The following is a 15,337-nucleotide window of genomic DNA, read 5'->3' as shown; positions in this document are numbered from 1 at the left end:
CTTAGAGCAATTTCAAACCAACACCTGATTCAATTTTCCCTAACGTATGAATGAGACCAACAATACAGACAACATGAAGCGGGAGCTCGGATTGCTCGATGCTACTTTATTGGTAGCGGGCGGCATGATCGGTTCCGGTATTTTTATCGTAAGTGCTGATGTGGCGCGCAATGTAGGATCGGCAGGATGGATGCTGGTCATTTGGCTGATTACCGGATTTATGACCATTTCGGCGGCCCTTAGTTATGGCGAATTGAGCGGCATGTACCCCAAAGCAGGGGGGCAATACGTGTACCTGCGCGAAGCCTACAACTCTCTGATTGCCTTCTTGTTTGGGTGGAGCTTTTTTGCGGTAATCCAAACCGGTACCATTGCCGCAGTGGGTGTGGCTTTTTCCAAGTTTTTCGCTTATTTCATTCCTCAATTGGGTGATGATGTCATTTTGGCCAAAATTTTGGGATTCAACATTTCCTCGGCACAATTGGTCTCCATTGCCCTGATCGTGTTTTTGACCTATGTCAATACGCGTGGGGTCAAGAGTGGAAAAATCATTCAAACTACTTTCACCTCGGCCAAACTCGTCAGTTTGTTGGGGCTGGTTTTGTTTGGTTTGATTTTGGCGAAACCCGAAGTGTGGTCGGCCAACTGGAGCAACGCGTTCAACATCCAGCGTTTTAGTTCTCCGGGCGTTTTTAATGCTTATCCCAGCTTTTACGCACTGGCAGGGGGCATTGCGGCTGCAATGGTAGGTACCTTGTTTAGCAGCGACAGTTGGAACAATGTCACCTTTGTCGCCGGAGAAATCACCAATCCCAAACGGAATATCGGGCTGGCTTTGTTGTTGGGTACCCTTACGGTGACGGTTTTATACATCCTGACCAATGTCATGTATACCGCAGTATTGCCCATGAACGATATTGCTACCGCAGCGAAAGACCGGGTAGGGATTGCGGCGGCTGAATCCATCTTTGGTACCAGCGGTACTGCAATACTTGCCTTGTTGGTGATGGTGTCTACCTTTGGTTGCAACAACGGCCTGATTCTTTCTGGCGCAAGGGTATATTACAGCATGGCGCAAGACGGTTTGTTTTTCAAAAAAGCCGGTGAACTGAACAAGAACGCAGTGCCAGAATTTGGCCTTTGGATTCAATGCGCCTTTGCTTCGCTGCTGTGCTTGAGTGGTAGATATGGAGATTTGCTGGACATGATTTCATTTGTGGTGGTAATTTTTTACGTCCTTACCATTATCGGCATTTTCATTTTACGGGTAAAACAACCCGATTTGGAACGGCCTTACAAAGCTTTAGGTTACCCTGTTTTGCCCATTATTTACATCGCAATGGGGATCACTTTTTGCGTTTTACTGATCATCTACAAGCCTGCTTATACCTGGCCGGGCTTGATCATTGTGGCCTTGGGTGTGCCGATTTATTACTTTTTGATGCGGAAGAAATAAGGGTTGTTTTGTTTCACACAGATTTGACGCAGATTTAAGCGCGGATTTTTCACAGATTTTTTCTGCGTCAAATCTGCGCTTAAATCCCCTTCAAATACCCAGCTCTCCAAATCCAGACCAGGCCTGCAAAAACCACGACACTCAGGGCGACTGGCAAGCTGTAGGCTTTGGCAATAAACCCAATCACCGCAGGGCCACCCAAAAAACCGACCATCGCAAAGGTATTCATCGTAGCCAAACCTGCTCCAGGCGCCATGCCTGGTACTTTGGCGGCCGCGCTGTACAAAATCGGCGCACCAAGAGACACTCCAGCGCCTACCATGGCAAAACCCAACAGTGTTGTAGCCGGATAGGGCAATAAAATAGCCATTAACAAGCCACTTGCCGCAATGCCACCACCTACCCGCAACACATGGCCTCCACTATAATGTTTGAGAATTGCATCTCCCATAAAACGGGTCAAGGCCATAAAAAAGGCATAGGCCGCAAAGCCCCAACCCCACAGCGCAGCAGGTGCTTTGACAACTTCGCGCATGTACAAGGCCGACCAGTCGGCCATGGTGCCCTCGGTCAGGTTGGTACACAAACTGATGGCCACCAAACCCCATAGTGCCGCATTGGGCAAGCCAAATTTTGGCCGTGGCCCATCTGATTTGCTGATCATGACCTCGCTGGGTACTTTCAGAAAAGATTGATAAATCAAAAGTGTAGACGATACCAAAATAACACCCATCCCAATTACATGGGTCACTGGATTGATACCCGCCCCCAACGAAGTAGCGCCAAGGGCAGAACCAAACATGGCCCCACTCGACCACAAGGCATGGCAGGTAGACATGATGCGGATGCTTTCGTGCTTTTCCAGCGCCGTGGCTGCAGTGTTCATCGAAACATTGGTGGATGAAAAAGTGGTTCCCATGACGAATAAGGCCAAAGCAACCAATCCCACCTGGGGCATCAAAAAGGGAAGAACAAAGAAAATAGCGCCCAGCGTACGGGCAATCAAAATCATCCGAACCGTACCCAGACGGTGCAATATTCCTACGGATAAAGGATTCATCAGTGTGACCCCGGCGGGAAGAGAGAGAAGCAATAAGCCCAATTGGGCATCGTCCAGTTCAAATTTTTGCTTGATGTAGGGAATCATCGAAGACCAGGTACCAAACAACAAACCCTGCATGGCAAAAACCAAACCAATGCTTCGGCTGGTACTGTGGTTGAAAAAAAGACGTAAGTGCGCAGTCATGGAAATTAAAACGTTTAAGTACTGCAAAGGTAATTAGTCCGGCGGCATTAACACCACCTCTGCATTGATCGCTTTCAATACTGAATTGATTTGCGGGAAGACCATAAATCTGATTTTCTTAAAAAAAAGTTATACCCTATAAATCCAGACAATATCTTTATAATTTTAAGCGTCAGCCGAAGTGTGGTTATCACTACGGATTACTACTATAAAACCTTTGCGTTATGAGAAAACTATGCTATTCAAAGGCATTTTTCATCCTCGCAGCATTCTGTTTTGCTGCCAGCCTTTTGCCCGCTCAAGACCTCTTTGAGCTCAAATTTACCGATAAAATAGGAGTAAAGTACAAAGGACTTTTGGTGATTTTCAACGATACCAAAATGTACATGCGGATCGCTTACAATGCAGAAGACATGTACAAAGTAGTACAGGTAGATTACTCTTCTGAACACGGCGACACCGATGGCAGCGAATACCTTGCGTTGATGGGTTCCAATCCCCGTTTCATCACCCAGGCTGGGAAGTATGGTTACAACCCTGACCACCTCATCTTTTTGGAAGACCAGGATTTGCCTTATCTGACCGATGACCCCGACGATACTTCCAAATTATTGCAAGCGGAATCTTTCAAGACTTTGTCTAAAAAAGACATTACCGATGCTTACTTGCGGGAGTTTTATGCGTCGGAAGAAGCCGATTACAAGGCGATGCGCAAAATGTACGGCCTCGACCTCAGCACGGTGAACATCAAAAAGACGCCCCCCAACACCTTCACTGGAGCCACTACCCTACATTTAGTGATTGCGGCCAATACCAACATCGGCGACATTGGCATGAGTTGTGCCCGTGATCAAGCCTCGTTGACCGCTGAATTCAAAGGGATCGCTTCTTCTTTGGGCATCGCGTACAAACAATACCTGATCAATGGAGACAACTTCACCAAATCGGCGGTGGTCAATTCGTTAAGTTCCATGGTTCCGGGGGTCAACGACATCGTCATTTTTGTGTACCGTGGCCACGGATTCCGTTGGTCGGATCAGCAGAGTGCCTGGCCTCAGTTGGACATGCGCAGCTCGCCCTATACGCGCATTGATGCCAATACTGCGCTGGATCTGGATTTTGTGTTCAAAACCATCAAAGGAAAAGGTGGGCGATTGAACATCGTACTGGGCGATTGCTGCAACTCCAGCATCGACATCACCAGCCCCATCACCGGCAGTGAATTTTTGGCCATGCAAGCCAACAACAATTACAATAGTGACAAGCTGCGTGATCTGTTTATGAATTACAAAGGCAGTTTAATGGCTACTTCCGCCAGTCCTGGCGAGGTATCCTGGGCCAACAATGCCAATGGGGGCTTTTTCACCGTCAGTTTTTTACAATCTTTACGGGAAGAAATCAGCTACATGCGTGATGATACTGCAGATTGGCGCGACCTGATCACCAATACCGTCAATGGTGCAAAAAGAAAATCCTCCAAGGGCGTTTGCAGCAATTGCACCACCCAGAATGGAATTTACCACTACGACGTTGCGCCTAAAAACTAATTGTAATGCCTAAATTGCTAATGTATCTCATGAGTGTTTTACTGCTTGGCAGCAAAGCCTGCAATTCCAATATCCTCGGCGATTTCGCCAAAATTTTCAAATCGGTGGATAAAACGGAACTGTACGCAATTGATGCTTTTCCAACCCCGGCTCAGGAACAGGATCTGAGCAAAACTTATATTGCCGATTACAAAGTAATGGAGTACCTGCCCCTCAGTGCAGATGAAGCAGCCAGCCTTAAACTGGCTGCCGTCAATATTCGAAATTACGATGCGCTGAATGTAAAAAGTTGCCCATTTATAGCCAAATATGCGGTTCGCTTCACTACGGCCAAAGAGCAATTGACCTACATAATCAGCCCGACACCTTGTGGAAAAACGCGCCTGGTCTTTTCAGCCAATACCAAAATCAAAGACAAATCGATGGATTTGACCCAAGAAAATGGATTGGAAGCAGCGATCCAGAAAGTGGTAGAAAAATCGACAGTGAAATAAAAATCAGGTATTTATGAACCACGGAGAGAACAGGGTTTAAGGATGACGCTGTTCTCTCTTTGGTCGATACCCTAGAAAACATTCAAGTAATGGTAAACTTCGTCCAAAAAACGCTGCTCTCTGCTTTGTTTTGTTTGACATTTACAGTTCTGCTTTTCGCACAATCCACCGAATTTATTTACGGTGATCTGCTACCCGATGCGCCAGAGTTGGCGAAACGTGGGGAATACAAAGTAGGAGTGCAAACCATCAATTTGGTGCACAAAAATCAATTGAACGTCCTGAAACACAAGGATGGTGTAACGCCAACTTACGATCGCCCACTCACGGTGGAAGTATGGTATCCCGCCCTTGTTTCGCCCCAACAAAAAGAAATTGTGGTGTACGAGGAAGTCATGGGCAACTCTAACGACCCCAAACGCCCCCTCAAACCCTTTACGTTTAAAGGCCGTAGCGTGCGCAAAGCCGTAGCCAAAAAAGAGGAAGCCCCCTACCCCTTGGTGATTATTTCACATGGGTATACCGGATCCCGATACCTCTTGACTTATTTGGCCGAAAACCTGGCTTCCAAAGGTTACGTGGTGGCGGCCATTGACCATACCGAATCTACTTTTCGCGATGTAGCAAATTTTGCAAGTACCCTTTACCACCGCCCTTTGGATCAGTTGTTTGTACTGGATGAAATGGATCGACTGAGTCAAAAAGGAAGTGGAAGTTTCTTGTCGGGTTTGCTGGATGCCAAAAACACCGGACTCATTGGCTATTCCATGGGTGGCTATGGCGCATTAAACGCCACTGGCGCAGGATTCAGTAAAACAGCCCTCCAATCGTTTAAAGCTATGAGTGGCGGTTCCGAAGCCTTGGCCGAACGCCTGGCAGGCTCGGAAGCCTATGCCAAAACCCAGGATGAGCGCATCAAAGCAGTGGTTGCTTTTGCGCCCTGGGGAATGAATGCTGGTGCCTGGGACTCTACAGGGCTGGCGGGATTGACCCGACCTACCTTTTTTGTAGCGGGCAGTGAAGACGATATATCCAAGTACGAAAAAGGCATCAAAGCCATTTACGAAGGTGCGCGGCATGCCAACCGATACCTGTTGACTTATCAAAATGCACGGCACAACGTAGCCCCCAATCCCGCGCCACCCGAAGCCCTTGCGCAAGGATTGCCCATCGATGAATACCTGCGCTATGCAGATTCGGTATGGGATACGCGCCGCATCAACAACATCAATCAGCATTTTGTCACCGCTTTTCTGGGCATTCATTTGAAGAAACAAGACCTCAATGAATACCTTCAACTGAAGGAAAAAGCAGTGGACGGCATTTGGAAGGGCTTCAAACCCCGTACTTCTATTGGCTTAGAATTCAGGCACCATGACGCGAATTGAACAGTTTTGGGTGTTTACAGGGTCACCCTAAGCAAAAAATGCCAAACGGATTTTATTCCGATTGACATTTTTTTGGCCGCTTTCGTAATTTCCAGGGAGACCCTTTCTAAAAAATGTATTCCAAATCCACCTTATAGCCCGTGCTGCAACCCGTACATTCAATTCGCAAGCTTTCTGGGAAATTATTGGTTTCGGTGTACGCTTTGAACTTCAAACCACCCATAAAATCGTCGGTATCGGGAGCGGTATCCTTATCCCATAGTTCGATGGTGTATTCTTCGGCAGGGCTGGTCAATTCAGGTTTGGTAGCTGGGAAAAACACCGGGTTTTGACCAGAAACAGGGTCAAGTGGCAAAGGAAATACTGGCCCTGTCCAAATCAAAGTAGTGCCTTTGTAGATTTTCATGTACACATCGGGGCCATCGGAAGGGTCCCAATTGCCGCCGGTAGTAGTTTTGGCGGGATATTTGGTCAATTCCAGTTTGCTCAATTTAATGGACGTGGGTGTTTTTTGGGTACCACAGGTCTCTCCCGTCCAGCGTTCGGTACAGTTGCAGTCGCCAGAATCACAGGTGCCGCCATTAAGGCAAGTTTTTGACTCACAGGGGTCTGTTTTTTTACAGGCAAAACTTCCGCCAAGTAGCAATAAGGCCCATAGCATCAAGATTAAATAGGATTTGATGTTTTTCATTGTGGTGAATTTTAAAGGATTTGAATTCACTACAATATTGCGGGTATAAACACCAGGGTCGCCTCACCTAAATAGGTGATATTTTTACTAAAAATCAGGGCATAAACTGGCTAGGTAGACTAAAGTTTATGCCCTGATGAGGCGCATTCTACTTCACATCTCGCATGTTGTCCTCAGGATTCCGATCCACCAACAGGCTGAAAGGATCAATCCCGGCTTTTTCGGGCTTACCCTGGACTTCAAATGTAAAGGAGTTGTCCTTTTTATTGATGAATACTCGCTTGCGGTAAAGGGTTTTGCCGTACTTTTTGCCCTTTTCGGGTTTGGCAAAGGCTCCGATTTCAATCCAGTCGGCTACTTTTCCTTCCTTTTCCTTACCCAGTTCGTCCGCCTTCAATTTGCGGCTTTCCACCTTGATGCTCACCTGGTAGCGGTCTTTACCCAGCTCTTTAATGGTGGCTTCGGTGGTGCGGTTTTCAAACAAGGTAATGTCCCAAAACAGGTCTTTGATGATGTACTTGAGTGAATCGGGGGTTTGGCGGTAAAACTCATCCACCACATCATTGGTCACCGGATAAGGCGCTTTGGCGTAGCGGAATTTGTTCAAAAAGTCGCGCAAACCCTGGTTTACCTGTTCTTCTCCGATCATCTCTTTCAGATAGTACATTACCAGGGAGCCTTTTTGATAGTGGATGTAACCCTGGTTTTCGCAACGGCCCAAAGGAAGCTCCTTCAAGCGCTCGCTACCGCGGCCGCGCAGGTACCGATCCGACTCGTATTTCAGAAACTTGCGCATGATGTCGCGTCCGTATTCTTTTTCCATCACCATCAGGGCGCTGTATTGGGCAAAGGTTTCGACAGTCATTTCGCCCCCTTGCATGAAGGCACCACATTCCTGATGCGCCCACCATTGGTGACCCATTTCGTGGGCAACCACATAGAAAACCATGTCGATATCGTCCTTATCGGCCCGGTAGTCTTCGATGAACCCAATTCCTTCGGAATAAGGCATCGTACCCGGGAAAGCCTGAGCAAATTCGGCATACCTTGGAAACTCAATGATGCGGCATTGCTTATGGTAATACGGGCCAAAATTGGTGGTGTAATATTCCAAAGACTTCTGCATGGCCTTGAGCATGCGGTCTACATTGTCCTGGTGGTTTTTGTGGTAGTATACCTCCAGATCGATGCCCTTCCATTTCTTGCGTGCTACTTCATAACGCGCCGAGAGGAAAGAATAAAAGTTGAAACTTTCGTGATCGAGTCGATACTTAAAGTAATGTCGTCCATTTTCCGTCCATTCCTTTTGCAAAGAGCCCGGAGCGATGGCGATTTGATCAGCAGCAGTGCTGATTACCGTTTCCACATTGACCCAATCGGCATCATTGGACAAATAAGAATTCATGCGTGCGGTGGTATCATACCTGTTGAGTTTGGGCGCACGGGTTTTCTCGGGCAATTTGAATTTCTTGCGGCGGTTTTTATCGGTCATTTCGCCACCAGGTTGATAGCCAAAGCTGGGCGCAATGTCACCATTATTGAAGAAAGTACCGTTTTGCATCACTTGCTGTACCCGCAGTTCGTTTTCGAAGCCCTTATTGCGGTAAACCGAAGCAAAATCCAGTCGCAAAGAATCGCCAGGCTGCAAAGCCGGACTGAGGCGGTAAATGCGGAAATAGACATCCTTATCGTCCTTGAGCAACTTCAGGCGTGAATTACTGAGGGTAAACTTAACCGTTTGGGGTACTTGTACCAACAGCGAATCAATTGCCACGGCGTGGGTATTGCGCACCCAGTATTGCCCTTTGGCCTCGATGCTGCGGCTTTCCGGAAAAATCTGGATGTCGTATTTCACATTGTAAATGCGGGGTTGGGCTTTCCCTTCAAAGCGTTTGTAATCCTTTTCATAGCGCACCGTCAGTTTTTCAACTTCCTTGCTGCCTTTAAAAGCATTCAGCACGAGGGTATTGTAAAAAACCCAGGCCCCACTCAATGCCCAAAGCACCACCGAGCTATAACCCGCCCAGCGGTAACTGCGCCATTCCATTCCCGCAATTTTGATGCGTTTGGCCCAACCACTTTCTTTGCCACGTGGCCAAAAACAAACCGCAACAACCGCAAGGATGGCACTGAACAAGCTCCAATATGCATTGAACCAAAACAGCCCTTTGGCATAGGGTTGATAGCCATACAAATCGGAAACAGTATAGCCAGGCGCTCCCCCAAATTGCACCATATTGGATTCGATGCGCAGTGCCCCCCAAATAAAGGAGTTCACGATCATGACTACAATACAGATGAAAAAGCCAAGGTACATGTTGGGCGATAAAGTGTGTATCAACAAGAAGAGTACCGTGATACAGGCAAAGCTCAAGAGATCCAGCACCAGTAGCTCGCGTACATAAACCCCCAAATCGTAACGGTTGTAGCCTTGCAGGATTTGGGCAATGATCGCCGCGATGATGCAGACAATCATCAAAATGGCTACTGCTCCTACAATGGTCAGAAACTTGGACAAGAAATCCGTCCAGTTGCGGGTAGGCATGGCGTCGTAGATCTCATTGACCTTGGCATTGCGTTCTTTCCAGATCAAAGCGCCCGTAAAATAAGCGATAATGGCCACCACAAACATGTAAAAAGCACCTCGGATGATGTCGACCATGGTATAGGTCACCGGCAAATTGTGCGTACCATAACCTTCGGTGGCAAACTGCATGTTCGGAATGGTATTGACCAAACCGATAAAGGTCAACAAAATGAAAGGTGTGCTTTTGATCACTCCAAAAAAATTGGCTTTCAACTGGCTACTGAATTGCGCCATGGTGATGCCCCATCCGGTTACAGGTTGTACTTTGTGCAGTTCGCCCAATTGCTTGAGTCCGTATGGTTCATTTTCAGCGACTGCTTTCTTACGGCCAGATTTTTTGGCCCTTTCCGCGAAACTGAACCGCAAATAACCCAAAAACAATACCAGTAAACCGATCCCCATCCACAGCAAGCGGTTGACCAGCATCATTGGATGCAAAACGCTTACCGAAAGGTGGTTTTTATCCTCTACGGTCCAATACTTGGTGATGAGGTCAAAAGGCCGCGAACCAAAGGGGTCTAGCAAGGCTGAAATGCTTTCGTTTTCGATGTCCCGCATCAGGTTGCCCGCTACAATGTACCCAACCAACAGCACCATTGCTGAAATGAACGAATACATGGTGCTACGGGTCAGGGCCGATACGGTAAACAAGATGCCACCCGCAAAAATCATATTGGGAATCACAAAAGTAATGTACGAATTGAGGTGGCTTTGGATTTCGAATGGGCCGAAGCGCTCGGCATCCACCCAATGAGTAAGTGAGTTCACCGCCGTGCCGATCCACATGCCCAGGGAAACGCCAAACATGGGAATCAAACAGACCAGCAATGCGCCAAAAAAATGGCCAAAAAAGTAGCCTGCTTTTTGCACTGGCGAAGAGAAAACAATCTGTGCAGTATTGTTTTCAAAATCGCGGATGGCCGCCGTGTTCAAAAAGGCCGTGATCAGCAGCAAGGATAGGATGCTGAATACAGCGTACCAGTTTTGGGTCACATAAGGGGCATTTTTCCAAATGTTACCAAAACTGCCGCCAATTTGTATTTGGTTGGAGACCGTTGCGAAAAAGGTCATCAAGGCAAAAATGAAGAGAAAAATCCAGGGCATTGGCGCACGCAACCAGGATTTTAATTCAAATCGTAGGAATGTGAAAAACATACGCAAAATGAATTTGGGAATAAATCCTGGTTAAGCATTAATTTTTGAAAAAAACACGTCTTCCAAACCTGGACTGGCCGCGCGAAATCCTTCTCCGGGATCTTCCTCACTCAAGATGTGAATGATCGGCTTGCCCGCCACCAACTTGCTGGAAATGACCTTGAAATTTTGTTCGTAGGTTTCGATTTCAGCTTTGGTGATTACTTTTTCCCAAATTTTTCCGCCGAGTTCGCCTAATGCAGCGTCGGGTTCGCCGGCAAACTTCACCTCTCCCCCATTGATGATGGCCATATTGGAGCAAAGTTCGCGTACGTCGTCCACGATGTGGGTAGACAGTATGACGATAACGTTTTCACCGATCTCAGAAAGGAGGTTGTAAAAACGGTTGCGTTCGCCGGGGTCAAGGCCAGCGGTGGGTTCGTCTACAATGATGAGCTTGGGATCGCCAATAAGCGCCTGGGCGATGCCAAAACGCTGACGCATCCCGCCAGAATAACTGCTTACCGCCTTTTTGCGGTGATCCCAGAGGTTGACCCTTTGCAACAAAGAGTGAACGACTTCTTTTCTTTGGCTAGTGGGAATGCCTTTGAGCGTGGCAAAGTGGTCCAGCATGTCCAGCGCTGACATGCGGGGATACACCCCAAATTCTTGAGGCAAATAGCCCAATACGCGCCGCACGGCATCTTTGTCTTTCAATACATCAATGTCCCCCAACGTGGCTGATCCGCCATCGGCGTCCTGCAAGGTAGCCAGGGTGCGCATGAGGGTACTTTTGCCCGCACCATTGGGGCCCAACAAACCGTACATGCCCGTGGGGATGTGTAAGCTTACATTTTTAAGCGCCTGAACCCCATTCGGATAGGTCTTCGACAGGTTTTGAATAGATAATTCCATAAGGTGATTTGAAAGGTTAGGTGTACTAGTGTACTAAAGTCACAGCAAGAATAGCAATGGTTGGCTCAAATGGTGAGATTTTTTATACAAAAGTTGGAATATCTGCTACAAAATGAGGAAACTACAAAATACAAGGAGGCTACCTGAATACCAGATAGCCCCTACTGTATTTATGAAAAAGTACTTATTTCTCAACAATAAATCTGATTGATTCTCCATTATCGGCTTGCAATACATACATGCCGCGGTCGAAGCCATACAGATCAAGTTGATCTACTTTTTGGAAACGACGAACCCATTGTCCCAATGCATTGTACACATTTCCACTCAATACTTTGCTGAAGTAAAGGTGATCCTGCGCAGGGTTGGGATACACCTTGAAGCTTACCGCTGGACGAGCCAAATCATTGGTACTGGTTGTCACTTTGGTTTTATCATTCACCTGAAAGATGCTCACCGAGTTGCTCGTTTCGTTGGCCAAAAGCACCAAGGCTTTGCCGTTGGGGCTTTCCTTATCCGATATGAAGATGATGCCTTCAGAACCACGATCATCGGTTGCATTGGCAGCCGGGAAAGCGCGGTTGTTGGCGTAAGTGACGAATTTGGGTTCCAATGGATTGGTCACATCGTATACCATTACCCCTCCGATGCGTTCCAGTGCGATGAAGGCGTAAGTTCTGTTGTTGATCACTGCGGTAACCACCCCTTCTGGCTCAGGGCCTTTGTCATCGCTGCGGTTTTTAGCAACGGTGGAAGTGCTGTTGTTGGCATTGAACATTTGACCGAAGAAAGGATGGTCGCGCGTAATGCGTTCGAGTTGATCGCCACTGTCCCAGACAAAATTGCCCTGGTCGTCCCAAATGGTGAAAGAACGAGATCCCAATAGGTGGATTTGGTCGTAGTCACCATCCCCATCCAGGTCTCCACTGGCCTTGGTCACCACGATACGGCCCAAAAGGTGATCCAATCGAAGGTCGTTGGAGTCTGGGAATACGGTAGGCTCCAGTCTAATGTTTTTGATCGAAGTGACCTCGTTGTAAGCGCCGTATTCGCGGGCATCACCTTCGTTGGCAGTGATCAGGTAGTTTTTGCCAGCAACGGTAAAGGAAGCAATGGCATCTGGCATATAAACACCATAAACCGGAAGACTGGCGAGGTTGGCTCCTGCACTTTGGTCGCTGGCGTCCAGGCCATTGCCCCGGGTATTGTGGTTTTTAAAGCCCAATGGCCGCAAAGCTGGCAAGCCCTGAATGGTTGCCAATTTTTTGGTGGCTAAGTCGATGGCAGCTACGGCATTGTTTTCTTGTAAAGTCACGTAAGCTGTCTTAGAATCTGAACTAAAGGCAATGTACTCAGGTTCTAAGTCTTGAGCGAGGGTACTGCCCCCGACTTGGCCGGTTTTCACCCCAAAAACCCGCAAGCCAGCCTGGCGATAAGCACCAAGGAAAGGATTCAAATCAGCAAAACCTACCGCTGTTACTTTGGATTGATTCAGGGTAGCAATGCCACCACTGATGTCGATAATGCTTACGGTTCCCTCGGGGTCTTTGCTGTAATCATCTGAAGGTTGGCCTTCATCGGCGGTCAGGACATATTTTCCGTCAGGAGAAAAGCCAATGTGGTCTGGCAATACGCCTACACTTACTTCTTTCAGGATGACACCAGCTGTATCAATAAAGATCACCTTGCCATTGCCATCCACTACCGTAGACTCAATTGCTGCAGCAATCAATCCATTTTTAGCAGCGATGCTATTGATGCCGCCTAAAGTATTCAATGGAATGGAACGAACCAACTTAGGTGAAGCTGGAGCAGCAATATTTACGATGTCAATACGACCAGATACAGAGTTGGCAATAAAAATTCTTTTGCTGGCCGGGTCAAAGGCTACAATTTCGGAAGAGCCCCCTGTATTGCGAAAACTGGAAAGCAGTTGCAATTCCAAACTGTCGGTTGCCGCTGGTGTTTTGGTGTCATTGTCTCGAATGTAAATCACTACTGAAGCGCCCGTTGCCAACTGTACCCCTTGCGCATTACGGAAGCGCAACACGAAGTATTCGTCGCTTTCAGCAGCATCATCATTGAGGATCGGGATGTTGAAGGTGATCGGCGTGGCTACTGCACCTGCCGGGATGGTCAAGGTAATAGGAGCAAAGGTATAATCCGCACCTGCCTGAGCGGAACCAGAAGAGACATAAGCTTCAACCGTTCCCTGGGCAGCCCCCACTCCACTCAAAGCCAAAGTAACCGTTACCTGACTAGCAGTTTCGGCTACACTTTGGCTGCGCACACTGTAGTTGACGGTGGCAAAAACAGGGGTATTGTATATACCGGGAGAGGCAAAAACAGCTACATTGCTATAGGTTTTGCCTGTGTTGGTGGTTGAAGCACGCCAGTTGGTGCCTATGTTATTGTCGGTACTTGCATCGATGAGCTCCAGGGATGGGCCACCGCCATCAGGGCTAGTTGGCCAGGGAGCAGCATCGTCGTAGTTGACGGTGTCCAGCACAGCGCCCAGGGAGTTGGAAAGCACTATCGGTGCGCCACCGTTGCCTAGAAAGTTGCTGGCCCACTGCTGGAAGCTTTTGCCATAAAAACGCCGTGCGCGGAGGGAATCAGCGGCAACCAAAAACACCCCTTTGGCTGGCAGATTTTGCTCGGCGAGTACTCCGTTGGCACTCCGGGAAATGCGCAAGCCACCCATAGCAACGGTACCAGTGCCACGGTTGTAGATTTCAATAAATTCCAGGGAATCCGCACCCGATCCAGCATTGTACATGATCTCGGTGATTACCAGATCCTGACCGGCATAAGTGTTCCAAATCAGGGTATTGGAATTATAAGCATTGATCATGGTATTTGGAGCAGGCGCCAAGTCTACCAAGCCATTCACCTTTAAGCGGTAAGCGATGCCATTAACAAGTGCGGCGGTAGTCAAGGTAATTTTTCGCCCGATCGAATCGTATGCAATGCTGTTGATGGCCAAACCAGGCGTGAAGCTGAAATTGGCGATTGCTGTAGCTGAGGAACGCTTTACCCCTTCATTCACCAAAACATCAATGGTGCTGCCATTCACCAAAATGGCAGAAGTAACTACAGGTGGATTGGTATCCGCACCAGCAGCCCCCAATACAAAAGGAGTTGCATTGAATGGAAGATCGGGCGCAGTTCCATCTTTGGATTGATCACCAGAAGCATCCTGAAAATCCCAATTGTTCAAATCGTTGATGGCTGCCAGGTAGCCATTTTTATCCAAGCCAGTCCGAGGGCCTTTGTATTGACCAATATCGGCACCTGATTTGAGCAATTGCGCAGTTGTACCTGCCGTCAGCCCCGTACCATCCAAAGAGCCAATAGCCGTAGCTACCGTTCCATTGGCGACAACCTGCAAGAAAGTTGTCGGTGTATTGACATCCGTACCCAAGTACAGAAAAATGGCTTCGTCGCTTCCCGCAGTACCTCGGTTCGTTGCATTTACTGGTGCAATAGTACCTATGTTTACCGTTGGGCCATTGGTAATATCGGTAAAGATAACCACCGTTCCTGCAGGAATAGGAGTAGTTCCCGTGTTCCAGGCATAAGAGCTTTCGGCAGCATCGCGAAATGCCGTACCGCTCCACTCATCATCGCGAAGATAGATTGTGCGGTTAGCAGGAATTTCAGCCAAAGCCACAATGGCCAAATCATCGTTGCCATCGGCATTGAAACCAATAACGGCAATGTCTCCTGCGGTTTGGGCCAGCAATAGGTTGCCAGCAATCAACGCAAAGGAGAGAAGTAGTAAGCGTAGTGATTTAAACATAGCTATGAATATTGATTGGGAAAAAGTATGTTGGTCTTGTTTTAGTAATGGGGCGAAAATAAATGTTCATTTTTTTA

General features: G+C 47.8%; 9 protein-coding genes. 4 read left to right on the top strand and 5 right to left on the bottom strand.

The genetic code is table 11. The annotated features are described in order from the left end of the window. The first annotated feature begins 46 nt into the window (after positions 1-46). On the top strand, positions 47-1,456 hold the full coding sequence (locus tag ABW391_RS05630) for an APC family permease (RefSeq protein ID WP_353480860.1): 1,410 nt from the start codon (positions 47-49) through the stop codon (positions 1,454-1,456). Positions 1,457-1,535: 79 nt separating this feature from the next. On the opposite strand, the gene ABW391_RS05625 is transcribed toward ABW391_RS05630, so the two are convergent. Beyond that, positions 1,536-2,702: an MFS transporter gene (locus ABW391_RS05625; RefSeq protein WP_353480859.1), complete on the bottom strand. Its 1,167-nt coding sequence runs from the start codon at positions 2,700-2,702 to the stop codon at positions 1,536-1,538. Between the two features lie 224 nt (positions 2,703-2,926). Here ABW391_RS05625 and ABW391_RS05620 point away from each other — a divergent pair, with 224 nt between their 5' ends. The 3 genes from ABW391_RS05620 to ABW391_RS05610 all read left to right on the top strand — a co-directional run bounded on the left by ABW391_RS05620 (position 2,927) and on the right by ABW391_RS05610 (position 6,131). After that, entirely contained in the window at positions 2,927-4,249 is a 1,323-nt protein-coding gene (locus ABW391_RS05620; RefSeq protein ID WP_353480858.1) for a caspase family protein, read from the top strand. A gap of 5 nt (positions 4,250-4,254) precedes the next feature. Continuing rightward, on the top strand, positions 4,255-4,743 hold the full coding sequence (locus tag ABW391_RS05615; RefSeq protein ID WP_353480857.1) for a hypothetical protein: 489 nt from the start codon (positions 4,255-4,257) through the stop codon (positions 4,741-4,743). An 89-nt stretch (positions 4,744-4,832) separates the two neighbouring features. Continuing rightward, positions 4,833-6,131, top strand: a complete 1,299-nt coding sequence (locus ABW391_RS05610) for an alpha/beta hydrolase family protein (protein ID WP_353480856.1) — start codon at positions 4,833-4,835, stop codon at positions 6,129-6,131. A 106-nt stretch (positions 6,132-6,237) separates the two neighbouring features. Here the strand turns inward: ABW391_RS05610 and ABW391_RS05605 are convergent, their stop codons facing one another. The 4 genes from ABW391_RS05605 to ABW391_RS05590 form a co-directional block, all read right to left on the bottom strand. Continuing rightward, a complete protein-coding gene (locus ABW391_RS05605) occupies positions 6,238-6,822 on the bottom strand; it encodes a hypothetical protein (protein WP_353480855.1) in 585 nt (194 codons plus the stop codon). A gap of 148 nt (positions 6,823-6,970) precedes the next feature. Continuing rightward, positions 6,971-10,564, bottom strand: a complete 3,594-nt coding sequence (locus ABW391_RS05600) for an ABC transporter permease/M1 family aminopeptidase (protein ID WP_353480854.1) — start codon at positions 10,562-10,564, stop codon at positions 6,971-6,973. Between the two features lie 30 nt (positions 10,565-10,594). Beyond that, positions 10,595-11,458, bottom strand: a complete 864-nt coding sequence (locus tag ABW391_RS05595) for an ABC transporter ATP-binding protein (protein ID WP_353480853.1) — start codon at positions 11,456-11,458, stop codon at positions 10,595-10,597. Positions 11,459-11,642: 184 nt separating this feature from the next. Beyond that, entirely contained in the window at positions 11,643-15,260 is a 3,618-nt protein-coding gene (locus ABW391_RS05590) for a choice-of-anchor I family protein (protein ID WP_353480852.1), read from the bottom strand. Positions 15,261-15,337: the final 77 nt, after the last annotated feature.

Source organism: Haliscomenobacter sp., from assembly GCF_040403615.1.
In the GTDB taxonomy this organism is placed as follows: domain Bacteria; phylum Bacteroidota; class Bacteroidia; order Chitinophagales; family Saprospiraceae; genus Haliscomenobacter.
This window is presented reverse-complemented; position numbering and strand designations above follow the sequence as displayed.

Bases quoted from the DNA above. Each gene is read 5' to 3' on its own strand.
- ABW391_RS05615 (WP_353480857.1), top strand. From the start codon at position 4,255: ATGCCTAAATTGCTAATGTATCTCATGAGTGTTTTACTGCTTGGCAGC.
- ABW391_RS05610 (WP_353480856.1), top strand. From the start codon at position 4,833: ATGGTAAACTTCGTCCAAAAAACGCTGCTCTCTGCTTTGTTTTGTTTG.
- ABW391_RS05595 (WP_353480853.1), bottom strand. From the start codon at position 11,458: ATGGAATTATCTATTCAAAACCTGTCGAAGACCTATCCGAATGGGGTT.
- ABW391_RS05620 (WP_353480858.1), top strand. From the start codon at position 2,927: ATGAGAAAACTATGCTATTCAAAGGCATTTTTCATCCTCGCAGCATTC.
- ABW391_RS05605 (WP_353480855.1), bottom strand. From the start codon at position 6,822: ATGAAAAACATCAAATCCTATTTAATCTTGATGCTATGGGCCTTATTG.
- ABW391_RS05600 (WP_353480854.1), bottom strand. From the start codon at position 10,564: ATGTTTTTCACATTCCTACGATTTGAATTAAAATCCTGGTTGCGTGCG.
- ABW391_RS05625 (WP_353480859.1), bottom strand. From the start codon at position 2,702: ATGACTGCGCACTTACGTCTTTTTTTCAACCACAGTACCAGCCGAAGC.
- ABW391_RS05590 (WP_353480852.1), bottom strand. From the start codon at position 15,260: ATGTTTAAATCACTACGCTTACTACTTCTCTCCTTTGCGTTGATTGCT.
- ABW391_RS05630 (WP_353480860.1), top strand. From the start codon at position 47: ATGAATGAGACCAACAATACAGACAACATGAAGCGGGAGCTCGGATTG.